The sequence below is a fragment of the Cytobacillus spartinae genome (assembly GCF_042865285.1).
Classification (GTDB): domain Bacteria; phylum Bacillota; class Bacilli; order Bacillales; family Cytobacillaceae; genus Robertmurraya_A; species Robertmurraya_A spartinae.
Window position 1 is genome coordinate 33,591 of record NZ_JBIACK010000020.1, and the last position, 21,762, is coordinate 55,352.

The following is a 21,762-nucleotide window of genomic DNA, read 5'->3' on the forward strand; positions in this document are numbered from 1 at the left end:
ACCTTTATAATCAAGTATAACTACTATTGTAAGAATGCTGTGGGAAGGATTACCTCTCCACAGCCAAAATATACTTAATTATTTCAATTATTAAAGGAGGATTTTCCAAAATGGGAAAAGCTAAATTCGATCGCTCTAAGCCTCACGTTAACATCGGAACAATTGGTCACGTTGACCATGGTAAAACTACTTTAACTGCTGCAATCACTTCTGTACTTGCAAAAGTAGGTGGAGCTGAAGCTCGCGCTTACGATCAAATCGATGGTGCTCCAGAAGAAAGAGAGCGTGGAATCACAATCTCTACTGCACACGTTGAGTATGAAACTGCAAATCGTCACTATGCACACGTTGACTGCCCAGGACATGCTGACTACGTTAAAAACATGATCACTGGTGCTGCTCAAATGGACGGCGGTATCTTAGTAGTATCTGCTACTGATGGTCCAATGCCTCAAACTCGTGAGCACATCCTTTTATCTCGTCAAGTAGGTGTTCCTTACCTTGTTGTATTCATGAACAAGTGTGACATGGTTGACGACGAAGAATTACTTGAATTAGTAGAAATGGAAATTCGTGACCTTCTTTCAGAATATGAATTCCCTGGTGATGACATTCCAGTAATCAAAGGTTCAGCTCTTAAAGCATTAGAAGGAGATGCTGAATGGGAAGCGAAAATCAACGAGCTTATGAATGCTGTTGATGAGTATATCCCAACTCCAACTCGTGACACTGATAAGCCTTTCATGATGCCAGTTGAGGACGTATTCTCAATCACTGGTCGTGGAACAGTTGCTACAGGACGTGTTGAGCGTGGACAAGTTAAAGTTGGAGACGTTGTAGACATCGTTGGTTTCACTGAAGAGTCTAAGAGCACAACTGTAACTGGTGTTGAAATGTTCCGTAAGCTTCTTGATTATGCTGAAGCTGGTGACAACATTGGAGCTTTACTTCGTGGGGTTTCTCGTGAGGATATCGAGCGTGGCCAAGTACTTGCTAAGCCAGGTTCAATCAAACAACACACTAAGTTCAAAGCTGAAGTTTACGTTTTATCTAAAGAAGAAGGTGGACGTCATACTCCATTCTTCACAAACTATCGTCCACAATTCTATTTCCGTACTTCTGATATTACAGGTATCTGTAATCTTCCTGAAGGCGTAGAAATGGTTATGCCTGGAGATAACATCGAAATGACTGTTGAACTAATCGCTCCAATCGCTATCGAAGAAGGTACTAAGTTCTCTATCCGTGAGGGTGGACGTACTGTAGGCGCTGGCGTTGTTGCTACAATCACTGAGTAATTAATACTCGGATAAAATGAACAGGTGGGATTCTTCCCGCCTGTTTTTTTGTTGATAAAAAATCGAACCTGAGGCTGACCTGATATATAGCTGCTTCTGTATAAACTTTTATTAAATGTTTTTCTTATATATATGAAGAAACTAGAAAACTTATTATAGATCTAAAGACAAGCATGAAACGTATTTTGTTTTATATGAAAAGAAGGACAATACAATAGTTTATATGCAGGATTGTGAATTTTATCAGAGAGGATGATAGACTAAATGGGGGTTTTTCACTGAGATACTATCTTCATCAGAGGGTTGAAAGACAAAATAGTGTTTAGCCACAGATATATGTCCTTCATCATAGAAATGAAAGACAAAATAAATCGCAATATCGGATAAATGTCTTTCATCAGGGGAATGAAAGACAAAATAAATCCTTATCCCGGAGATATGTCCTTGATCAAGAATATGAAAGACATAAGAAAATTAAATAGCCATCTTCAATAAAAGCTGAAACCTCATTCAAGAAAAGAAAGTAGAACTACTAACTAAGAATCTTCACCAGCCTAGCATCCCTACATCTTCTTACTAATCATCTAAAGGTATTCATTAACAGTACGCAAATAAAATACAGCCCTTTCAACAAAGCTTATTATTGAAAAATTTGGTCATATTCATAATCACTTGAAAAGTAATAATAGAGCCGCTATAATAGTAAAAGTGTGTGAAACATAAGTAACTGCAAATAGTTGTTGCATTTCATTTATGGTTTCTGTATAATAGACAATGTTGGTCTTTGACTGCGATGATGTGGAAGGTTGCTGACACACCCGGCCGCTTTGCCATGGCGAGTGTGTGGGAAATTTTCACTGAGAATGTCTATAAGAATATAGGCGAAAAAGGAGGGAAAATAATGGCAAAACAAAAGATTCGTATCCGTTTAAAAGCATATGATCACAGAATTCTTGATCAATCTGCAGAGAAAATTGTAGAAACAGCTAAACGTTCTGGTGCTGCGGTTTCAGGTCCGATTCCGTTACCAACAGAAAAATCTATCTACACAATTCTTCGTGCGGTGCATAAGTACAAAGATTCTCGTGAGCAATTCGAGATGCGTACACATAAGCGTCTGATCGATATCGTGAACCCAACTCCACAAACAGTTGATTCACTAATGCGTTTAGACTTACCATCTGGTGTTGATATTGAAATCAAACTTTAATGAAATAAAACAAGATAACTTACAGGAGGTGTGACTGAAATGACCAAAGGAATCTTAGGAAGAAAAATCGGTATGACTCAAGTATTTGCTGAAAATGGTGACCTTATCCCGGTAACTGTTGTAGAAGCTGCTGGTAACGTAGTTCTTCAAAAGAAATCAGTTGAAACTGACGGATATGAGTCTGTTCAATTAGGATTTGAAGACAAACGTGAAAAGCTTTCTAACAAGCCTGAGAAAGGCCACGTTGCTAAAGCTAATACTGCTCCTAAGCGCTTCGTTCGTGAATTACGCGGAGTTAATTTAGGTGAGTATGAAGTTGGTCAAGAAGTCAAAGTAAATATCTTCGCTGAAGGCGAAGTTGTAGATGTAACAGGAATCTCAAAAGGTAAAGGTTTCCAAGGTTCAATCAAGCGCCATGGACAATCTCGCGGACCTATGTCTCACGGTTCTCGCTACCACCGTCGCCCTGGTTCAATGGGTCCAGTAGCTCCTAACCGTGTATTCAAAGGTAAAGCATTACCAGGACGTATGGGTGGAGAACAAGTTACTGTTCAAAACTTAGAAATCGTAAAAGTAGATGCTGAACGCAACCTTTTATTAATTAAAGGTAACGTACCTGGAGCGAAGAAAGCTCTAGTAAAAATTAAAAGTGCGGTTAAAGCAAAGTAATTAAGCTAGAAAGGAGGAAACAAGAATGCCTAAAGTTGCATTATTAAACCAAGCTGGATCTCAAGTTGGTGAAATCGAACTTAATGATTCTATCTTTGGTATTGAGCCTAACAACCACGTTTTATTTGAAGCAGTTGTTATGCAAAGAGCTTCTTTACGTCAAGGAACTCACAAAACTAAGATTCGTTCTGAAGTAGCTGGCGGTGGACGTAAACCATGGCGTCAAAAAGGTACTGGTCGTGCTCGTCAAGGTTCTATCCGTTCTCCACAATGGCGCGGAGGTGGAACTGTATTCGGTCCTGTACCACGTAGCTACAGCTATAAATTACCGAAAAAAGTACGTCGCTTAGCGATCAAATCTGCATTATCTTCTAAAGTATTAGAAGCAAACATTTTAGTATTAGAAAACCTTGCTTTTGAAACACCAAAAACTAAAGACTTTAAAGGTGTACTTAAAGGTCTTTCAGTTGAATCTAAAGCACTTATCGTAACTGCTGATCTAGATGAGAACGTAGCATTATCTGCTCGTAACATCCCAGGTGTAACAGTTGTGACTGCTAACGGAATCAACGTGTTGGATGTTTTAAATCATGATAAGTTAATCATGACTAAAGCAGCGGTTGAAAAAGTAGAGGAGGTGCTTGCATAATGGATGCACGCGATATCATTAAGCGCCCCGTTATCACTGAACGTTCTACTGATTTAATGGCTGAAAAGAAATATACGTTTGAAGTTGACGTTAGAGCTAACAAAACTCAAGTTAAAGACGCTGTAGAAACTATCTTCGGTGTTAAAGTTGAGAAAGTTAACGTTCAAAACTACAAAGGTAAGTTCAAGCGTATGGGACGTTTCGGTGGATACACTAACAAACGTCGTAAAGCTATCGTTAAATTAACAGCTGACAGCAAAGAAATCGAATTCTTTGAGGTTTAATTCACATAAATAGAAGAGGAGGGAAACGAAATGGCGATTAAAAAGTATAAACCTACCTCTAATGGTCGTCGCGGTATGACTACTTCTGATTTCGCAGAAATCACTACGAATCAACCAGAAAAGTCTTTACTTGCTCCTTTAAAAAGAAAAGGCGGCCGCAACAACCAAGGTAAGTTAACAGTTCGTCATCAAGGTGGCGGTCACAAGCGTCAATACCGTATTATTGATTTTAAACGTACAAAAGACGGCATTCCTGGACGCGTTGCCACAATCGAGTACGATCCAAACCGTTCTGCAAACATTGCATTAATTAACTATGTAGATGGTGAAAAAAGATACATTCTAGCTCCTAAAAACTTAGAGGTTGGAATGGAAGTAATGTCTGGTCCTGAAGCAGACATTAAAGTAGGAAATGCACTTCCTTTAGCAAACATTCCTGTAGGTACAGTTATCCACAATATCGAGTTAAAACCAGGTAAAGGTGGACAATTAGTACGTTCTGCTGGTACTTCAGCACAGGTTCTTGGTAAAGAAGGTAAATATGTACTAGTTCGTTTAAACTCTGGTGAAGTTCGTATGATTCTTGCTGAGTGTCGCGCAACTGTAGGTCAAGTTGGTAATGAGCAACACGAACTTATCAACATTGGTAAAGCAGGTCGTTCACGTTGGTTAGGTAAGCGCCCAACAGTTCGTGGATCTGTAATGAACCCTAACGATCACCCACACGGTGGTGGTGAAGGACGTTCACCTATCGGACGTAAATCACCTATGTCTCCATGGGGTAAACCAACTCTTGGATTCAAAACTCGTAAAAAGAAAAACAAATCAGATAAATTTATCGTACGTCGTCGTAAAAAATAACGGGATTGAACTACGGTTCCAAGTTAGAGCCGTAGAACAATCACGAAGGGAGGTTCAATCATGGGTCGCAGCTTAAAAAAAGGACCTTTTGTTGATGAGCATTTAATGACAAAGATCGAAAAGTTAAATGAAACTAGTGGCAAACAAGTGGTAAAAACTTGGTCACGTCGTTCTACGATCTTCCCACAATTCATCGGACACACAATCGCTGTTTACGATGGTCGTAAACATGTTCCTGTATTCGTCACTGAAGACATGGTAGGCCACAAGCTTGGAGAATTTGCTCCAACTCGTAGCTACAAAGGTCACGCAAGTGATGACAAGAAAACAAGACGTTAATGAGAGGAGGGCATTCTGATGCAAGCTAAAGCTGTTGCAAGAACAGTTCGTATTGCTCCTCGTAAAGCTCGTTTAGTCGTAGATTTAATTCGAGGAAAGCAAGTAGGAGAAGCGGTGGCTATCTTAAAACATACGCCAAGAGCTGCTTCACCAATCGTAGAGAAATTATTAAACTCTGCTATGGCAAACGCTGAGCACAACTACGAAATGGATGTAAACAACCTAGTAGTTTCTCAAGTGTTCGTTGACGAAGGACCAACTTTAAAACGTTTCCGTCCTCGTGCAATGGGTCGTGCAAGTGCAATCAATAAACGTACTAGTCATATTACTATCGTATTAACAGAAAAGAAGGAGGGGTAATCAGTGGGTCAAAAAGTAAATCCAGTCGGTTTACGTATCGGGGTCATCCGTGATTGGGAGTCCAAATGGTACGCAGGAAAAGACTATGCTGATCTTTTACACGAAGACCTAAAAGTTCGTGAGTACATCACGAAACGTCTAAGTGATGCTTCTGTTTCTAAAGTAGAAATCGAGCGTGCAGCTAACCGTTTAAACATTACTATCCACACTGCTAAACCAGGAATGGTTATCGGTAAAGGTGGTACTGAGGTAGAAGCTCTACGTAAAGCACTTAACTCACTTACTGGTAAACGTGTACACATCAACATTCTTGAAATCAAAAAAGCTGATATCGATGCAAAATTAGTTGCTGAAAATATCGCTCGTCAATTAGAAAATCGTGTATCTTTCCGTCGTGCGCAAAAACAAGCTATTCAACGTGCTATGCGTGTTGGTGCTAAAGGTATCAAAACAATGGTATCTGGTCGTCTAGGCGGAGCGGACATCGCTCGTTCTGAGTCATACAGCGAAGGAACTGTTCCACTTCATACTCTTCGTGCTGATATCGATTACGCTACAGCTGAAGCAGATACAACTTACGGTAAGTTAGGCGTAAAAGTATGGATCTATCGTGGAGAAGTCCTTCCTACGAAGAAGAATACTGAGGAAGGAGGCAAATAATATGTTAGTCCCTAAACGCGTCAAGTATCGCCGTCAACACCGTGGTAAAATGCGCGGTCAAGCTAAAGGTGGTACTGAAGTAAACTTCGGTGAATTCGGTTTACAAGCTCTAGAAGCTTCTTGGATTACAAACCGTCAAATTGAATCTGCTCGTATCGCGATGACACGTTACATGAAACGTGGCGGTAAAGTTTGGATTAAAATATTCCCACATAAGCCATACACAGCTAAGCCTCTAGAGGTCCGAATGGGTTCTGGTAAAGGTGCTCCTGAAGGATGGGTAGCAGTTGTTAAGCCTGGGAAAGTAATGTTCGAAGTAGCGGGTGTTTCTGAAGAGGTAGCTCGTGAAGCATTACGTCTTGCAGCACACAAACTTCCAGTTAAATGTAAGTTTGTAAAACGAGAAGAAATTGGTGGTGAATCAAATGAAAGCTAATGAAATTCGTGACCTTACCACTGCCGAAATAGAACAAAAAGTTAAATCATTAAAAGAAGAGCTTTTCAACCTACGCTTTCAATTGGCGACAGGACAACTTGAAAACACAGCTCGTATTCGTGAAGTACGCAAAGCGATTGCTCGCATGAAGACAGTTATTCGTGAAAGAGAGATCGGCGTTAATAATCGATAACCTGAGAGGAGGTTCGCACGATGAGTGAACGCAACCAGCGCAAAGTTTACACAGGACGCGTTGTTTCTGACAAGATGGATAAGACAGTTACTGTACTTGTTGAAACTTACAAAAAGCATCCTTTATACGGTAAACGCGTTAAGTACTCTAAGAAGTACAAAGCTCATGATGAGCAGAACCAAGCAAAAGTTGGCGACGTAGTACGTATCATGGAAACTCGTCCACTTTCTGCAACAAAACGCTTCCGTCTTGTAGAAGTAGTAGAAAAAGCAGTTATTATCTAATGATCGGAATAAGCTACATCCCGAAGGGAGGTTACACACATGATTCAACAAGAATCACGTTTGAAAGTTGCTGACAACTCTGGTGCTCGTGAGGTACTTACAATTAAAGTTCTTGGTGGCTCTGGCCGTAAGACTGCTAACATTGGTGATGTTATCGTTTGTACAGTGAAGCAAGCAACACCAGGTGGCGTTGTCAAAAAAGGTGACGTTGTTAAAGCTGTAATTGTCCGTACAAAACGCGGTGTTCGTCGTAACGACGGTACTTACATTCGTTTCGATGAAAACGCATGTGTAATTATTAAAGACGATAAGAGCCCTCGTGGAACTCGTATCTTCGGACCAGTTGCGCGTGAACTACGTGACAACAACTTTATGAAAATCGTTTCTCTAGCTCCAGAAGTACTATAATTTTAAAACTAATTGCCTTTAAGGAGGTGCGAACAGATGCATGTAAAAAAAGGTGACAAAGTCATGGTCATCTCTGGTAAGGATAAAGGTAAGACGGGTGTCATTCTTACTGCATTCCCTAAACAAAACCGTGTTTTAGTTGAAGGAGTAAACGTTGTAAAGAAGCACTCTAAACCATCCCAATTGAATCCACAAGGTGGAATCATTAGCCAAGAGGCACCTATTCATGTATCAAACGTCATGCCTATCGATCCTAAGTCCGGCGAACCTACACGCGTTGGTTATAAGATGGTCGATGACAAAAAAGTACGTGTTGCAAAAAAATCAGGTGAAGTTCTAGATAAATAAGTCTATAAATGAAGGGAGGTACAATGATGAACCGCCTAAAAGAAAAGTATTCAAATGATATTACTCCTGCTCTAATGAGCAAGTTTAACTATAAATCAGTAATGCAAGTACCTAAGCTTGAGAAAATCGTTATCAACATGGGTATTGGTGATGCTGTTCAAAATGCAAAAGCTCTTGATAACGCAGTTGAAGAATTAGCAACTATTACTGGTCAAAAGCCAGTTGTAACTCGTGCTAAAAAATCAATCGCTGGTTTCCGTCTTCGTGAAGGTATGCCAATCGGTGCTAAAGTTACATTACGTGGAGAGCGTATGTACGAATTCTTCGATAAGTTGATTTCTGTATCTCTTCCTCGTGTACGTGACTTCCGCGGGATCTCAAAGAAATCTTTTGATGGTCGTGGAAACTACACATTAGGTGTAAAAGAACAGTTAATCTTCCCTGAAATTGATTACGATAAAGTAAGCAAAGTTCGTGGTATGGATATCGTTATTGTAACTACAGCTAATACTGATGAAGAAGCTCGTGAGCTTTTAACTCAATTTGGAATGCCATTCCAAAAGTAATCGCTAAAATAAGGGAGGCGAAAACGTGGCTAAAAAGTCAATGATTGCGAAACAAAAACGCACGCCTAAATATAAGGTACAAGAATATACACGTTGCGAACGTTGTGGTCGTCCACATTCTGTATACCGTAAATTTAAGCTTTGCCGTATTTGTTTCCGTGAATTAGCATACAAAGGACAAATTCCTGGTGTGAAAAAAGCTAGCTGGTAAAACTAGAGTTTGGGAAGGAGGCAAAAAACAATGGTCATGACTGATCCAATTGCAGATTTGTTAACTCGCATCCGTAATGCGAATATGGTTCGTCACGAAAAATTAGAGGTTCCTGCTTCTAATATGAAGAAAGAAATCGCTGAGATCTTAAAGCGTGAAGGTTTCGTACGTGATGTTGAGTATATCGAAGATAACAAACAAGGTATTATCCGTATCTTCTTAAAATACGGTTCTAACAACGAACGTGTTATCACAGGTCTTAAACGTATCAGTAAACCTGGTCTTCGTGTATATGCGAAAGCTAACGAAGTTCCACGTGTACTTAACGGACTTGGGCTTGCATTAGTATCTACTTCTCAAGGAGTTCTTACAGATAAAGAAGCTCGCGCTAAACAAGTTGGCGGAGAAGTATTAGCATACGTTTGGTAATAGAGTTTCTTAAAGAATGGAGGTGCAATAAATGTCTCGCGTAGGTAAAAAACCAGTTGAAATCCCATCTGGAGTAACTGTTACTCTAAATGATAATAATGTAACTGTTAAGGGTCCTAAAGGTGAACTTTCTCGTTCATTCCACCCTGACATCGAAATCAAAGTAGAAGACAACGTGATTAACGTTAGCCGTCCTTCTGAGGCAAAAGAACACCGTGCATTACACGGAACGACTCGTGCGTTACTTGCTAACATGGTTGAAGGTGTTTCTAAAGGTTTCGAAAGAAACTTAGAACTTATCGGTGTCGGTTACCGTGCATCTAAGCAAGGTAACAAGCTTGTGTTAAACGTTGGTTATTCTCACCCTGTTGAAATCGTAGCAGAAGAAGGCGTAGAAATCGAAGTACCATCAAATACTAAGATCTCTATCAAAGGTACTAACAAAGAACGTGTTGGTGCTCTAGCTGCTAACATCCGTGATGTTCGTCCACCAGAGCCATACAAAGGTAAAGGTATCCGTTACGAAGGCGAATTCGTTCGTCGTAAAGAAGGTAAAACAGGTAAGTAATGCCGCATAGGTAAACGAAAGGAGTGACCTAAATGATTAACAAGGCTGATAAAAATGCAACCCGCAAGAAAAGACACGCTCGTGTTCGTTCTAAGCTTAGCGGAACTGCAGCTCGTCCTCGTTTAAATGTGTTCCGTTCTAGCAAACACATTTATGCTCAATTAATCGATGATGTTAATGGAGTAACTTTAGCAAGTGCTTCTACTTTAGATAAAGAAGTTAGCCTAGAATCTACTGGTAACGTTGATGCAGCTGTTAAGGTCGGAGAATTAGTTGCTAAACGCGCTGTAGAAAAAGGCGTTAAAGCTGTAGTGTTCGATCGTGGCGGATATTTATATCATGGTCGCGTAAAAGCACTAGCAGATGCTGCTCGTGAAAGTGGACTAGAATTTTAATAGACAAAGGAGGGACACAAAAAGATGCGTCGTATTGATCCAAACAAACTTGAACTTGAAGAACGTGTAGTTACCGTTAACCGTGTAGCGAAAGTTGTTAAAGGTGGACGTCGTTTCCGTTTCTCTGCTCTTGTAGTAGTAGGTGACAAAAACGGCCACGTTGGCTTTGGTACAGGTAAAGCACAAGAGGTACCAGATGCTATTCGTAAAGCAATCGAAGATGCTAAGAAAAATTTAATCGAGGTGCCTATGGTAGGTACAACGGTTCCACACCAAGTAATCGGACACTTCGGTGCTGGTGAGATCCTTCTTAAGCCTGCTTCTGAAGGTACAGGGGTTATCGCTGGTGGTCCAGTTCGTGCGGTTCTAGAGTTAGCTGGTGTTGCTGATATCCTTTCAAAATCTTTAGGTACTAACACACCAATTAACATGGTTCGTGCAACTTTAGACGGTTTAAAACAATTAAAACGTGCTGAGGACGTAGCGAAATTACGTGGTAAATCAGTAGAAGAACTGTTAGGTTAGGAGGGAAATCAAATGGCTAATAAGTTAGAAATTACCCTAACTCGCAGTGTAATTGGTCGTCCACAAGATCAAAGAGAGACTGTTAAGGCTCTAGGATTACGTAAATTACATCAAACTGTTGAGCAGCAAGATAACCCGGCTATCCGTGGTATGATTAACAAAGTTGCTCACCTAGTAACGGTAAAAGAAAATTAATTTGATCTTTCTTTAAATAAGGAGGTGCCAATATGAAACTTCATGAATTAAAGCCTGCAGAAGGTTCTCGTAAAGAGCGTAAACGTTTAGGACGTGGAATCGGATCTGGTCAAGGTAAAACTGCTGGTAAAGGTCATAAAGGTCAAAATGCTCGTTCTGGTGGCGGTGTACGTCCTGGCTTCGAGGGTGGTCAAACACCTTTATTCCAACGTTTACCTAAGCGCGGATTCACGAACGTTAACCGTAAAGAATTCGCAGTTGTGAACCTTGATGCACTTAACCGCTTTGAAGATGGTACAGAAGTTACTCCAGAACTTCTTATCGAAACAGGCGTAGTAAGTAATGAAAAAGCAGGAATTAAAATTCTTGCTAAAGGCAAAGTTGAGAAAAAGCTTACAGTTAAAGCTCATAAATTCTCCTCTGCTGCAAAGGAAGCTATTGAAGCTGCCGGCGGTCAAACTGAGGTGATTTAATGTTTCAGACAATCTCCAATTTTATGCGCGTGGGTGATATAAGACGAAAAATCATATTCACCCTTTTAATGTTGATTGTATTCCGTATCGGGACATTTATTCCGGTACCTGGCGTAAATGCTGAATTATTAAAAGCACAAGATGAACTTAGTGTCTTCGGTGTTCTTAATACATTCGGTGGTGGAGCGCTTCTTAATTTTTCTATCCTTGCAATGGGAATCATGCCATACATTACTGCTTCAATTATCATCCAGTTACTTCAAATGGATGTAGTACCGAAGTTTGCTGAATGGTCTAAGCAAGGAGAAGTGGGTCGACGTAAATTAGCTCAGTTTACCCGATACTTTACAATTGTGCTTGGTTTCATCCAAGCATTAGGTATGTCTTACGGATTTAACAACTTAGCTGGTGGAATGTTGATTGAAAACCCTGGAATTGGTTCTTATTTAGTCATTGCTACTGTCTTAACGGGTGGTACTGCATTCTTAATGTGGCTAGGGGAACAAATTACGTCTAAAGGTGTTGGAAACGGGATCTCCATCATCATCTTTGCTGGTATCGTGGCGAGTATACCTTCAACGGTTAACCAAATCTATGCTCAGCAATTTGAAGATGCTGGTGAACAACTATTTCTTCGTATTGTAACAATGGTACTAATTGCAGTTGCGGTTGTTGCGATCGTAGTGGGAGTTATCTTCATCCAACAAGCTTTACGTAAAATTCCTATCCAGTACGCTAAGCGTATGACGGCAGGAAAAGCTCCAGTAGGTCAATCAACGCATTTACCGTTAAAAGTAAATGCAGCTGGTGTTATTCCGGTAATCTTTGCAATCTCGTTCATCATCACGCCAAGAACCATTTCTCAGTTCTTTGAGCCAAATGATGTAACATTATGGATTGAAAGAATATTCGATTATACACAACCTATTGGTATGGTTATTTATAGTGCGTTAATTATCGCATTTACTTATTTCTATGCCTTCATTCAAGTGAATCCTGAACAAGTGGCAGAGAACTTGAAGAAGCAAGGTGGATATGTTCCTGGAATTCGCCCTGGTGCGAATACACAAGAATATTTAACTCGCGTATTATACCGTTTAACTTTTGTCGGTGCGATTTTCTTAGCAGCTATCTCAATAATACCGGTATTTTTCATTAACTTTGCCGGTTTACCACAGTCAGCGCAAATCGGCGGAACAAGTTTGCTTATCGTTGTCGGTGTTGCACTTGAAACGATGAAACAGCTTGAAGCTCAGCTTGTTAAACGTCACTATAAAGGATTTATAAAATAATCCGGTGTGTTGGGGACGTGTGTTCCCAATCGCCGTATTAGAGACTGAGGTGGAATTCACATGAATTTAGTATTAATGGGGCTTCCAGGTGCTGGTAAGGGTACTCAAGCCGAGAGAATCGTTGAAAAGTACGGCATCCCTCATATCTCAACAGGAGATATGTTCCGTGCGGCTATGAAAGAAGGAACGGAACTAGGTTTAAAAGCAAAGTCTTTCATGGATCAAGGTGCTCTTGTGCCAGATGAAGTTACAATTGGTATCGTTCGTGAAAGATTAAGTAAGGATGATTGTGAAAAAGGATTCCTTTTAGACGGATTCCCTAGAACAGTACCTCAAGCAGAAGCGCTTGAAAACATTCTTACTGAACTGAACAAGAAAATTGACTACGTCCTAAACGTTGATGTAGATCAAGACATTCTAATGGATCGTTTGACAGGTCGTCGCATTTGTAAAGATTGTGGAGCTACTTATCACCTTGTATTCAATCCTCCTGCAAAGGAAGGGGTTTGTGATCGTTGTGGTGGGGAGTTATACCAACGTGCAGATGACAACGAAAGCACTGTTAAAAATCGTTTAGAAGTAAATATGCAACAATCTAAGCCTTTACTTGATTTTTATGAAACAAAAGGCTATCTTCGTAACGTAGATGGTCAACAAGACATAAATAAAGTATTTGCTGATATTGATAGTCTTCTCGGGGGCATGAATTAATGATCATTTGCAAAACCCCGCGTGAAATAGAGATTATGCGTGAAGCTGGTCGCATCGTTGCTTTGACTCATCAGGAGTTAAAAAAGCACATTACTCCAGGAGTTACGACTAAAGAGTTGGATTTAATTGCGGAAAAGTTCATTAAAGAACATGATGCGTATCCTTCTTTTAAAGGGTATAACGGTTTTACTGGCAGTATCTGTGCATCTGTGAACAATGAACTTGTTCATGGGATTCCTGGAAAACGAGTGCTAAAAGACGGTGACATTATTAGCATTGATATTGGTGCGAAATATAACGGCTATCATGGTGATTCTGCTTGGACTTATGCAGTTGGAAATATAGATGAAGAATCTCAGCGTCTTTTAGATGTGACAGAAGAATCTTTATATGTAGGACTAAAAGAAGCAAAGCCGGGTGAACGCCTGTCAAACATCTCCCATGCGATTCAAACGTATGCTGAATCAAATGGTTTTTCAATTGTACGCGAGTATGTTGGGCATGGAATAGGGCAAGACTTACATGAGGACCCACAGATTCCTCATTATGGTCCTCCGAACAAGGGTCCGCGTTTAAAACCAGGTATGGTACTTGCTATTGAGCCAATGGTCAATGCTGGAAGTAGATACGTTAAGACGTTAGCTGATGACTGGACTGTTGTTACGACTGACGGAAAAATGTGTGCACACTTTGAGCATACGGTCGCTATAACTGAAACAGGTTTTGAAATTCTTACGAAGGCCTGATTAGTTGGTGATTTCATTGGTTAATTCTGATATCAGTCCGCAATTAGGTCAATTTGTTTTGATTACACGCGGACGAGATGCTGGTCAATATGCTATAATTGTAAGGTTGATAGATGAAAGGTTTGTTTTTATAGCCGATGGTGAAAGTAAAAAGTTTGATCGTCCGAAGAAGAAAAACCTACAGCATCTCAAACTAATTGATTATGTATCTCCAGAAGTACAGAGCAGTTTACTAGATACCGGGCGTGTCACAAATGGAAAACTGCGATTTGCAATGAATAAGTATATGGTTGATAGTGTGCTTGTTAAAGAGAAGGGAGACGAGTTTGATGGCGAAAGATGATGTAATTGAAATTGAAGGTACAGTTCTTGAAACTTTGCCAAATGCAATGTTTAAGGTAGAATTAGAAAATGGTCATACAGTTTTAGCTCACGTGTCTGGTAAAATCCGCATGCACTTCATTCGTATCTTACCAGGTGATAAAGTTACTGTTGAGCTTTCTCCATATGACTTAACTCGCGGAAGAATTACTTACCGCTTTAAATAATCTGTTGCACTCCGTACTACTAAGGAGGTTAGGATAATGAAAGTAAGACCATCTGTTAAACCGATCTGCGAAAAATGTAAAGTTATTCGTAGACGTGGTAAAGTTATGGTTATCTGTGAAAACCCTAAACATAAACAAAAACAAGGTTAATAATGAGGGAGGTGCGCATTTAATATGGCACGTATTGCTGGTGTAGATATTCCACGTGAAAAGCGTGTAGTTATCTCATTAACTTACATCTATGGTATTGGTAAAAATACTGCACAAAAGGTTTTAGCTGATGCAGGAGTTTCTGAAGATACTCGTGTTCGTGATTTAACGGAAGACGAATTAAACAAAATTCGTGATATCGTTGACAAATTAAAAGTTGAAGGTGACCTTCGTCGTGAGATCTCTTTAAACATCAAGCGTTTAATGGAGATTGGAAGCTATCGTGGTCTTCGTCACCGTCGTGGATTACCTGTTCGCGGACAAAACACGAAGAACAACGCTCGTACTCGTAAAGGTCCACGTAAAACTGTAGCTAACAAGAAGAAATAATCGGTAAAGGAGGTACTTTAAATGGCTCGTAAAACTAATACACGCAAACGTCGTGTGAAAAAGAATATTGAATCAGGTATTGCGCATATCCGCTCTACTTTCAACAACACAATCGTTACTATCACTGACGTTCATGGAAATGCTCTTTCATGGTCAAGTGCAGGTGCTTTAGGATTTAAAGGTTCTCGTAAATCTACTCCTTTCGCAGCTCAAATGGCAGCTGAAACAGCAGCTAAAACATCTATGGAACATGGCATGAAATCTCTTGAAGTAACAGTTAAAGGACCTGGTGCAGGTCGTGAAGCTGCTATCCGTGCTCTTCAAGCTGCAGGTCTTGAAGTAACTGCAATCAGAGACGTAACTCCAGTTCCTCATAACGGATGCCGTCCACCAAAACGTCGTCGTGTTTAATTTTTCTGTATAAGAATTTTTATCCCTGTCTATAATGGGATATGATGAATATAATAAAAACGGTTTTCATACAGAATCATTATTCCAGTTGTTGTGCACAAACGGGAACGTATACAGGGGGAATTTCGGTTAATACCATTAGCCGAGGTTTCGACGTTTTGAAGGAGGGTATATTTGATGATCGAAATAGAAAAACCAAAAATCGAAACGGTTGAGATCAGCGATGATGCCAAGTACGGGAAGTTCGTCGTAGAACCACTTGAGCGTGGATATGGTACAACTTTGGGTAACTCCTTACGTCGTATCCTATTATCATCACTCCCAGGTGCTGCTGTCACATCGATTCAAATCGATGGGGTACTACATGAATTTTCGACAATCTCGGGTGTCGTAGAAGATGTTACATCTATCATTCTTAATATTAAAAAGCTAGCACTAAAAATCTACTCTGATGAAGAGAAGACACTTGAAATTGATGTTCAAGGTGAAGGCGTTGTAACAGCAGCAGAGATTACCCATGATAGTGATGTCGAGATTCTAAACCCGAATCTTCACATTGCGACCCTTGGTACGAACGGTCATTTGCGTATGCGACTAACTGCGAGACGCGGCAGAGGCTATACGCCAGCTGATCAAAACAAGAGAGAGGATCAACCGATCGGTGTAATCCCTATCGACTCTATCTATACTCCAGTTTCACGTGTTCAATATCAAATTGAAAACACACGTGTTGGTCAAATGACTAATTATGATAAGTTAACTTTCGATGTGTGGACTGATGGAAGCACAGGACCTCAAGACGCTGTTGCGCTTGGAGCGAAAATCTTAACTGAGCATTTAAACATCTTCGTTGGTTTAACTGATGAAGCTCAAAATGCTGAAATCATGGTTGAAAAAGAAGAAGATCAAAAAGAAAAAGTTCTTGAGATGACAATTGAAGAACTTGATTTATCAGTTCGTTCTTACAACTGCTTAAAGCGTGCTGGCATTAACACTGTTCAGGAGTTAGCTAATAAAACTGAAGAAGATATGATGAAAGTACGTAACCTAGGCCGTAAGTCACTCGAAGAAGTAAAGCATAAACTAGAAGAGCTTGGTTTAGGCTTACGTAAAGATGACTAGTTACTACGATAACTAGGCATTTTGATGTTAGCTTATGCTAGCCGACATGATAACTTCAACAAAGGAGGGAAACTTTCATGGGATACAGAAAGTTAGGACGCACTAGCGCTCAACGTAAAGCTATGCTACGTGACTTAGCTACAGATTTAATCATTAATGAGCGTATTGAAACAACTGAAGCTCGTGCGAAAGAACTTCGTTCAGTTGTTGAGAAAATGATTACACTTGGTAAGCGTGGAGATTTACATGCACGTCGTCAAGCAGCTGCATTCATTCGTAACGAGGTTGCTGATGTTGAGAACAATACAGATGCACTACAAAAGTTATTCAGTGATATCGCAGGTCGTTATAATGAGCGCCAAGGTGGATACACTCGAATCATGAAACTTGGGCCACGTCGTGGAGACGGAGCACCAATGGTAATTATCGAGTTAGTTTAATGACTAAGGCAGAGCAAGGGCGCGGGACAGTTTAATTCGAAACTTGTTCTTTGCCCTTTTTCTGTAAGTGTACCTTATATGAGTCAAGCCAAAATAGAGTGTTACGATGGGCGTGTATGAAAGACATAGGGATACAATAGGCATATGTCTATAATTCAGGAACTCCCAATCGATTCAATTCCTTACGAGTTGTCTAACGCTTGTGGGAACTTGAAGTATTCTTATTGTTTCACGTCTCGTCTAGCTCATGCACCCCTTATGTTGTTAATAACAACAAGGGGTGCAGGCTTTATTTATTTTTATTAATAATTGTTCCGTTTTTTGCCTATATAAAAATTTTCATTTTTATAGAGCCGGTATGAAGGGGACAATGGTCAGTTTGATTGAATGATTGCTTGCTATTATTTTTTATTCATACTTATTAAATTCATGATAATATGGTCATGTTTTCTCATAGTATAGGCTCGCCAATTGGCGAGTTTTCTTTATATCTAATTATTTTTCCCCTCAATAAATGACCTCTAAATTAAACATGAACATATCGTCATGTTATATTACAATATAGATACGAGCTAGATTAGCATAGAAGGTAGAGCTGAGAGGAGGAGTTTTATGTCAAAGCCACTTGTACAAATAGAGAATGTTTCTTTTAAATATGAAGGTCAACAGGAGTATGCCCTTAACGGTGTCTCTTTTCAAATAAATGATGGTGAATGGTTGGCGATTGTTGGTCATAATGGTTCAGGAAAATCAACGCTAGCAAAACTTCTTAACGGTCTTCAATTTCCTCAGGAAGGTAGTATAACGATATGTGGTATAACTTTGAGTCATGATACTGTCTGGGATACCCGCAAGTTAATAGGAATGGTTTTTCAAAATCCAGATAATCAATTTGTTGGTACAACCGTGCAGGATGATGTCGCGTTTGGATTAGAGAATAACGGGATACTTAGGGAAGTCATGGTGGAACGTGTAAAGTCATCTCTTCAAAAAGTAAAGATGGAGCAGTATCTTCAATCCGAGCCTCATAATCTTTCAGGTGGGCAAAAGCAAAGGGTAGCCATTGCAGGTGTACTAGCTTTGCAACCGAATATTATCGTATTGGACGAAGCGACATCCATGCTGGATCCTCGTGGAAGAGAAGAAGTACTAGAGACTGTTAGAGAACTAAAAAAGGACAATAAAATGACGGTTATTTCAATTACACATGATTTAGAGGAAGCAGCTAAGGCAGATCGAATCATCGTGATGAATAAAGGTCAGTTATATAAAGAAGGAACTCCAAATGAAATTTTTCAGATGGACGAAGAGTTAGTTGAGTTGGGTCTCGATATTCCTTTTTCCGTTAAGTTGAGTAAGTCCTTAAAAGAAAGAGGTATTTCAGTAGAAAAACACTATCTATCAGAAGAGGAGTTGCTAACGCAGTTATGGACATCTCACTCCAGCAAGTAGAATACCGCTATCAAGCAAATACTCCCTTCGAACGATTAGCCATTACGGATGTTTCTATTGATATTCCTAGAGGGACATTCTTAGCGATTATTGGGCATACTGGATCCGGAAAATCAACGGTTCTTCAACATCTTAATGCACTTTTAAAGCCTCATAAAGGTAAAGTGGTAATTGGTGATAGAGAAGTAACAGGAGCAAAGAAGCAAAAAAACTTAAAGGAAATTAGACAAAAAGTTGGGATTGTTTTTCAGTTCCCTGAGCACCAGTTATTCGAAGAAACAGTGGAAAAAGATATATGCTTCGGTCCCATGAATTTTGGTGTTTCCGAGTACGAGGCAAAAGACCGGGCTAGAAAAGCGATTAAACAGGTAGGCCTTCCAGAAGAGATTCTAGCAAAGTCACCATTTGACCTCTCAGGCGGTCAAATGCGTCGTGTAGCGATTGCAGGAGTTCTGGCGATGGAACCTAATGTGATCGTTTTGGACGAGCCTACAGCGGGTCTAGACCCTCGTGGGCGAAAAGAGATTATGGAGATGTTTCATGCTCTTCATAAAGAAAGAAATCTTTCTACGGTGCTTGTTACGCATAGCATGGAGGATGCTTCAAGATTTGCTGATCAAATTGTGATCATGCATAGTGGAAAAGTATACAAACGAGGAAAGCCTAGGGAGATATTCAGTTCTCCAGAAGGCCTTATTGAACTAGGCCTCGATGTGCCTGAAGTGGTACGTTTTCAACATAAGCTTGAGGAGACTTTTAAAACAAAACTTGGCAAAACATGCTTAACGATAGAAGAATTAACGGAAGAGGTATCCACTCAACTAAAAGGAGGGATGCCAATATGATGGAAAAAATGATTTTTGGCCGATATATTCCTGCAGAGTCTCTATTACATCGAATGGACCCGAGGTCAAAACTGATTTTAACCTTTTTATTTGTATGTGTAGTGTTCATCGCAAATAACGCACTTACGTATGGGATTTTAGCGGTTTATACAGTGTTAATGGTATCTTTCTCTAAGGTTCCATTTAGATTCCTTCTAGGTGGCTTAAAACCGATTATATGGCTCGTCTTGTTTACTCTAGTTTTACACCTGTTTTTAACGAAAGAAGGAGAACTCCTCTTTGAGTTAGGCTGGATCAAAATTTATGAAGAGGGTCTACGGCAAGGTGTCTTCATATCAGTACGTTTTTTCTTATTAATTTTAATGACATCTTTACTGACGCTAACGACGACTCCTATTGAAATAACAGACGGCCTAGAAGATCTATTAAACCCATTAAAGAAGTTTAAATTCCCAGTTCATGAGCTAGCACTAATGATGTCTATTTCACTAAGATTTATCCCAACATTGATGCAGGAAACGGATAAGATTATGAAAGCTCAAACAGCTAGAGGGGTAGATTTTTCTGGAGGTCCGATCAAAGACCGTGTAAAAGCCATTATTCCGCTTCTTATTCCTCTATTTATTAGCTCTTTTAAAAGAGCAGAAGACTTAGCAGTTGCAATGGAAGCACGAGGTTATAGAGGTGGAGAAGGGAGAACAAAGTATCGCCATTTAAAGTGGGGAGTTGTGGACACGGGTATGCTTGTTTTTCTTGGATTAGTAACCGTGCTACTATCATTATTAAGAACGTAAGGAGCTTAATAGATGCAGCGATATAAGTGTAAAGTGACGTATGACGGCTCTCAATTCTCTGGGTATCAGGTACAGCCAGAGAAACGGACGGTTCAAAGAGATATCGAACTTGCTCTACAGAAGATCCATAAAGGTGAAAAGGTGAAAATCAGTGCCTCTGGGCGAACGGATGCTGGGGTCCACGCAAAAGGACAGATCATCCACTTTGATTCATCCTTACAAATTCCACTAGAAAAATGGAAGGTGGCAATAAATTCTTTATTGCCAGATGATGTTGCCATTATAGATGTTGAAAAAGTAGCGAGTGACTTCCATGCTAGATTTGATACTACAGGAAAAGAATACCGGTATTATGTGCATTTATCCAAAACACGTGATCCTTTTAAACGATCCTACGCATATCATTACCCTTACCCTCTTGATTTTATCTCGATGAAAGAAGCGATTAAATTTTTCATTGGTATCCATGATTTTACAAGCTTTTGTTCAGCTAGGACAGAAGTGGAGGATCGTGTTAGGGAAATCAAGGAAATTGAGCTTATTGAAGAGGATGGTATGCTGCTATTCCGTTTTGTCGGGAATGGGTTTCTATATAACATGGTAAGAATTATGGTAGGTACATTGCTACAGGTTGGTTCTGGGGACATTGAACCTTATTCAATAAAAGAGATCATAGAGAAGAAGGACCGAAAGTATGCTGGTAAAACAGCGCCGCCTCAGGGACTTTATTTGTGGGAAGTGTTTTATTAAATTTGGCGAATATTGGTTAGAGTTTGTCCAATAAAAAAAGGTTTATGTCCAATAAATTCCTTTCTACGGCGAATATCTAACGTTTGTTGTCCAATAAAACTCATGGGATGGCGAAGATAAATTTAAATTTTTTTCAATGACAACTAATCCTGGTGTAACATTCTCTTGACATCAAGAAAACAGTGATATATCATAATATGGTATGTATTTTAATCCCACGATAAGCCCCGGAACTTATTGTGATGAAGAATATACGAAATAGCGAAATTGAAAAGGAAATTTAGGAGGGAAATTCATGCGTACTACGTTTATGGCTAATGCAAACAATATCGAACGTAAATGGTACGTAATTGATGCTGAAGGCAAAACTCTTGGTCGTCTTGCTTCTGAAGTAGCATCAATTCTACGTGGTAAAAACAAACCAACTTTTACACCACATGTTGATACTGGTGATAATGTAATTATTATTAATGCTTCAAAAATCGAGTTAACTGGTAAAAAGTTAACTGACAAAATCTACTACCGTCACACTATGCACCCAGGTGGATTAAAAACTAGAACTGCTCTTGAAATGCGCACGAACTACCCTGAGAGAATGTTAGAGCTTGCTATCAAAGGTATGCTTCCTAAGAACTCTCTAGGTCGTCAAATGTTCAAAAAATTACACGTATATGCTGGTGCAGAACATAAGCATCAAGCACAACAACCTGAAGTTTACGAACTTCGTGGATAATTAAAGGGAGGATTTTT

At 39.7% G+C, this 21,762-nt stretch carries 37 protein-coding genes; all 37 read left to right on the plus strand.

The window, feature by feature from the left end:
• Window positions 1-110 precede the first annotated feature (110 nt).
• The 37 genes from tuf to rplM all read left to right on the plus strand — a co-directional run bounded on the left by tuf (window position 111) and on the right by rplM (window position 21,745).
• On the plus strand, window positions 111-1,298 hold the full coding sequence (gene tuf, locus ACFYKX_RS24965) for an elongation factor Tu (RefSeq protein WP_389364686.1): 1,188 nt from the start codon (window positions 111-113) through the stop codon (window positions 1,296-1,298).
• Window positions 1,299-2,199: 901 nt separating this feature from the next.
• Window positions 2,200-2,508 carry a 30S ribosomal protein S10 gene (gene rpsJ, locus ACFYKX_RS24970; protein ID WP_009336571.1) on the plus strand — a complete coding sequence of 103 codons (309 nt, stop codon included), beginning with the start codon at window positions 2,200-2,202 and terminating at the stop codon, window positions 2,506-2,508.
• A 39-nt stretch (window positions 2,509-2,547) separates the two neighbouring features.
• Window positions 2,548-3,177 carry a 50S ribosomal protein L3 gene (gene rplC, locus ACFYKX_RS24975; protein ID WP_389364688.1) on the plus strand — a complete coding sequence of 210 codons (630 nt, stop codon included), beginning with the start codon at window positions 2,548-2,550 and terminating at the stop codon, window positions 3,175-3,177.
• Window positions 3,178-3,202: 25 nt separating this feature from the next.
• Window positions 3,203-3,826 (plus strand): 50S ribosomal protein L4, encoded by a 624-nt coding sequence (gene rplD / locus ACFYKX_RS24980; RefSeq protein WP_389364690.1) that lies wholly within the window; start codon window positions 3,203-3,205, stop codon window positions 3,824-3,826.
• Window positions 3,826-4,110 (plus strand): 50S ribosomal protein L23, encoded by a 285-nt coding sequence (rplW, locus tag ACFYKX_RS24985; RefSeq protein ID WP_389364692.1) that lies wholly within the window; start codon window positions 3,826-3,828, stop codon window positions 4,108-4,110. Before rplD ends, rplW begins: the two co-directional genes overlap by 1 nt.
• A 30-nt stretch (window positions 4,111-4,140) precedes the next feature.
• Window positions 4,141-4,971: a 50S ribosomal protein L2 gene (gene rplB / locus ACFYKX_RS24990; protein ID WP_389364694.1), complete on the plus strand. Its 831-nt coding sequence runs from the start codon at window positions 4,141-4,143 to the stop codon at window positions 4,969-4,971.
• Between the two features lie 60 nt (window positions 4,972-5,031).
• Complete coding sequence (gene rpsS, locus ACFYKX_RS24995) at window positions 5,032-5,310, plus strand: 30S ribosomal protein S19 (protein WP_389364696.1); 279 nt, start codon at window positions 5,032-5,034, stop codon at window positions 5,308-5,310.
• Between the two features lie 18 nt (window positions 5,311-5,328).
• On the plus strand, window positions 5,329-5,670 hold the full coding sequence (rplV, locus tag ACFYKX_RS25000) for a 50S ribosomal protein L22 (protein ID WP_389364698.1): 342 nt from the start codon (window positions 5,329-5,331) through the stop codon (window positions 5,668-5,670).
• 3 nt (window positions 5,671-5,673) lie between these two features.
• On the plus strand, window positions 5,674-6,330 hold the full coding sequence (gene rpsC, locus ACFYKX_RS25005) for a 30S ribosomal protein S3 (RefSeq protein ID WP_389364700.1): 657 nt from the start codon (window positions 5,674-5,676) through the stop codon (window positions 6,328-6,330).
• Between the two features lies 1 nt (window position 6,331).
• Window positions 6,332-6,766 (plus strand): 50S ribosomal protein L16, encoded by a 435-nt coding sequence (gene rplP / locus ACFYKX_RS25010; protein ID WP_389364702.1) that lies wholly within the window; start codon window positions 6,332-6,334, stop codon window positions 6,764-6,766.
• Window positions 6,756-6,959 carry a 50S ribosomal protein L29 gene (gene rpmC / locus ACFYKX_RS25015; RefSeq protein WP_003351417.1) on the plus strand — a complete coding sequence of 68 codons (204 nt, stop codon included), beginning with the start codon at window positions 6,756-6,758 and terminating at the stop codon, window positions 6,957-6,959. Before rplP ends, rpmC begins: the two co-directional genes overlap by 11 nt.
• A gap of 20 nt (window positions 6,960-6,979) precedes the next feature.
• Window positions 6,980-7,243 carry a 30S ribosomal protein S17 gene (rpsQ, locus tag ACFYKX_RS25020; RefSeq protein ID WP_389364704.1) on the plus strand — a complete coding sequence of 88 codons (264 nt, stop codon included), beginning with the start codon at window positions 6,980-6,982 and terminating at the stop codon, window positions 7,241-7,243.
• A gap of 39 nt (window positions 7,244-7,282) precedes the next feature.
• A complete protein-coding gene (gene rplN / locus ACFYKX_RS25025; RefSeq protein ID WP_389364706.1) occupies window positions 7,283-7,651 on the plus strand; it encodes a 50S ribosomal protein L14 in 369 nt (122 codons plus the stop codon).
• A gap of 36 nt (window positions 7,652-7,687) precedes the next feature.
• On the plus strand, window positions 7,688-7,999 hold the full coding sequence (gene rplX / locus ACFYKX_RS25030) for a 50S ribosomal protein L24 (RefSeq protein ID WP_389364708.1): 312 nt from the start codon (window positions 7,688-7,690) through the stop codon (window positions 7,997-7,999).
• Window positions 8,000-8,025: 26 nt separating this feature from the next.
• Window positions 8,026-8,565 carry a 50S ribosomal protein L5 gene (rplE, locus tag ACFYKX_RS25035; protein ID WP_389364798.1) on the plus strand — a complete coding sequence of 180 codons (540 nt, stop codon included), beginning with the start codon at window positions 8,026-8,028 and terminating at the stop codon, window positions 8,563-8,565.
• A 25-nt stretch (window positions 8,566-8,590) separates the two neighbouring features.
• A complete protein-coding gene (gene rpsN, locus ACFYKX_RS25040) occupies window positions 8,591-8,776 on the plus strand; it encodes a 30S ribosomal protein S14 (protein ID WP_009499044.1) in 186 nt (61 codons plus the stop codon).
• A gap of 30 nt (window positions 8,777-8,806) precedes the next feature.
• Window positions 8,807-9,205 carry a 30S ribosomal protein S8 gene (gene rpsH, locus ACFYKX_RS25045; protein WP_389364710.1) on the plus strand — a complete coding sequence of 133 codons (399 nt, stop codon included), beginning with the start codon at window positions 8,807-8,809 and terminating at the stop codon, window positions 9,203-9,205.
• Between the two features lie 31 nt (window positions 9,206-9,236).
• Window positions 9,237-9,773: a 50S ribosomal protein L6 gene (rplF, locus tag ACFYKX_RS25050; protein ID WP_389364712.1), complete on the plus strand. Its 537-nt coding sequence runs from the start codon at window positions 9,237-9,239 to the stop codon at window positions 9,771-9,773.
• Window positions 9,774-9,805: 32 nt separating this feature from the next.
• Window positions 9,806-10,168, plus strand: coding sequence for a 50S ribosomal protein L18 (gene rplR, locus ACFYKX_RS25055; protein WP_389364714.1), 363 nt, complete (start codon window positions 9,806-9,808; stop codon window positions 10,166-10,168).
• Between the two features lie 24 nt (window positions 10,169-10,192).
• Window positions 10,193-10,693: a 30S ribosomal protein S5 gene (gene rpsE, locus ACFYKX_RS25060; RefSeq protein WP_389364716.1), complete on the plus strand. Its 501-nt coding sequence runs from the start codon at window positions 10,193-10,195 to the stop codon at window positions 10,691-10,693.
• Between the two features lie 12 nt (window positions 10,694-10,705).
• Window positions 10,706-10,888, plus strand: a complete 183-nt coding sequence (gene rpmD / locus ACFYKX_RS25065; protein WP_389364718.1) for a 50S ribosomal protein L30 — start codon at window positions 10,706-10,708, stop codon at window positions 10,886-10,888.
• A gap of 32 nt (window positions 10,889-10,920) precedes the next feature.
• Window positions 10,921-11,361 (plus strand): 50S ribosomal protein L15, encoded by a 441-nt coding sequence (gene rplO, locus ACFYKX_RS25070; protein WP_389364720.1) that lies wholly within the window; start codon window positions 10,921-10,923, stop codon window positions 11,359-11,361.
• Entirely contained in the window at window positions 11,361-12,653 is a 1,293-nt protein-coding gene (gene secY, locus ACFYKX_RS25075) for a preprotein translocase subunit SecY (protein ID WP_389364722.1), read from the plus strand. The genes rplO and secY overlap by 1 nt, the downstream gene beginning before the upstream one ends.
• Window positions 12,654-12,713: 60 nt before the next feature.
• Window positions 12,714-13,364 (plus strand): adenylate kinase, encoded by a 651-nt coding sequence (locus ACFYKX_RS25080; protein ID WP_389364724.1) that lies wholly within the window; start codon window positions 12,714-12,716, stop codon window positions 13,362-13,364.
• A complete protein-coding gene (map, locus tag ACFYKX_RS25085) occupies window positions 13,364-14,110 on the plus strand; it encodes a type I methionyl aminopeptidase (RefSeq protein ID WP_389364726.1) in 747 nt (248 codons plus the stop codon). Before ACFYKX_RS25080 ends, map begins: the two co-directional genes overlap by 1 nt.
• A 16-nt stretch (window positions 14,111-14,126) precedes the next feature.
• Complete coding sequence (locus tag ACFYKX_RS25090; protein ID WP_389364728.1) at window positions 14,127-14,453, plus strand: KOW motif-containing protein; 327 nt, start codon at window positions 14,127-14,129, stop codon at window positions 14,451-14,453.
• Entirely contained in the window at window positions 14,440-14,658 is a 219-nt protein-coding gene (infA, locus tag ACFYKX_RS25095) for a translation initiation factor IF-1 (RefSeq protein WP_019157108.1), read from the plus strand. Before ACFYKX_RS25090 ends, infA begins: the two co-directional genes overlap by 14 nt.
• A gap of 36 nt (window positions 14,659-14,694) precedes the next feature.
• The gene (gene rpmJ, locus ACFYKX_RS25100; RefSeq protein WP_000868344.1) at window positions 14,695-14,808 is read left to right on the plus strand and encodes a 50S ribosomal protein L36; all 114 of its coding nucleotides are present in this window, start codon (window positions 14,695-14,697) and stop codon (window positions 14,806-14,808) included.
• A 24-nt stretch (window positions 14,809-14,832) separates the two neighbouring features.
• Window positions 14,833-15,198 carry a 30S ribosomal protein S13 gene (gene rpsM / locus ACFYKX_RS25105; protein ID WP_389364731.1) on the plus strand — a complete coding sequence of 122 codons (366 nt, stop codon included), beginning with the start codon at window positions 14,833-14,835 and terminating at the stop codon, window positions 15,196-15,198.
• 21 nt (window positions 15,199-15,219) lie between these two features.
• Window positions 15,220-15,609 (plus strand): 30S ribosomal protein S11, encoded by a 390-nt coding sequence (rpsK, locus tag ACFYKX_RS25110; protein ID WP_389364733.1) that lies wholly within the window; start codon window positions 15,220-15,222, stop codon window positions 15,607-15,609.
• Between the two features lie 177 nt (window positions 15,610-15,786).
• Complete coding sequence (locus tag ACFYKX_RS25115) at window positions 15,787-16,731, plus strand: DNA-directed RNA polymerase subunit alpha (protein ID WP_389364735.1); 945 nt, start codon at window positions 15,787-15,789, stop codon at window positions 16,729-16,731.
• A gap of 77 nt (window positions 16,732-16,808) precedes the next feature.
• Complete coding sequence (gene rplQ, locus ACFYKX_RS25120; RefSeq protein ID WP_389364737.1) at window positions 16,809-17,171, plus strand: 50S ribosomal protein L17; 363 nt, start codon at window positions 16,809-16,811, stop codon at window positions 17,169-17,171.
• A 612-nt stretch (window positions 17,172-17,783) separates the two neighbouring features.
• Window positions 17,784-18,623, plus strand: a complete 840-nt coding sequence (locus tag ACFYKX_RS25125) for an energy-coupling factor ABC transporter ATP-binding protein (RefSeq protein ID WP_389364739.1) — start codon at window positions 17,784-17,786, stop codon at window positions 18,621-18,623.
• The gene (locus tag ACFYKX_RS25130; protein ID WP_389364741.1) at window positions 18,599-19,468 is read left to right on the plus strand and encodes an energy-coupling factor ABC transporter ATP-binding protein; all 870 of its coding nucleotides are present in this window, start codon (window positions 18,599-18,601) and stop codon (window positions 19,466-19,468) included. The genes ACFYKX_RS25125 and ACFYKX_RS25130 overlap by 25 nt, the downstream gene beginning before the upstream one ends.
• Entirely contained in the window at window positions 19,465-20,262 is a 798-nt protein-coding gene (locus tag ACFYKX_RS25135; protein WP_389364743.1) for an energy-coupling factor transporter transmembrane component T family protein, read from the plus strand. The genes ACFYKX_RS25130 and ACFYKX_RS25135 overlap by 4 nt, the downstream gene beginning before the upstream one ends.
• A gap of 12 nt (window positions 20,263-20,274) precedes the next feature.
• Window positions 20,275-21,012 (plus strand): tRNA pseudouridine(38-40) synthase TruA, encoded by a 738-nt coding sequence (gene truA, locus ACFYKX_RS25140; protein WP_389364745.1) that lies wholly within the window; start codon window positions 20,275-20,277, stop codon window positions 21,010-21,012.
• A 295-nt stretch (window positions 21,013-21,307) separates the two neighbouring features.
• On the plus strand, window positions 21,308-21,745 hold the full coding sequence (rplM, locus tag ACFYKX_RS25145; RefSeq protein WP_389364747.1) for a 50S ribosomal protein L13: 438 nt from the start codon (window positions 21,308-21,310) through the stop codon (window positions 21,743-21,745).
• The last annotated feature ends 17 nt before the right edge of the window (window positions 21,746-21,762 follow it).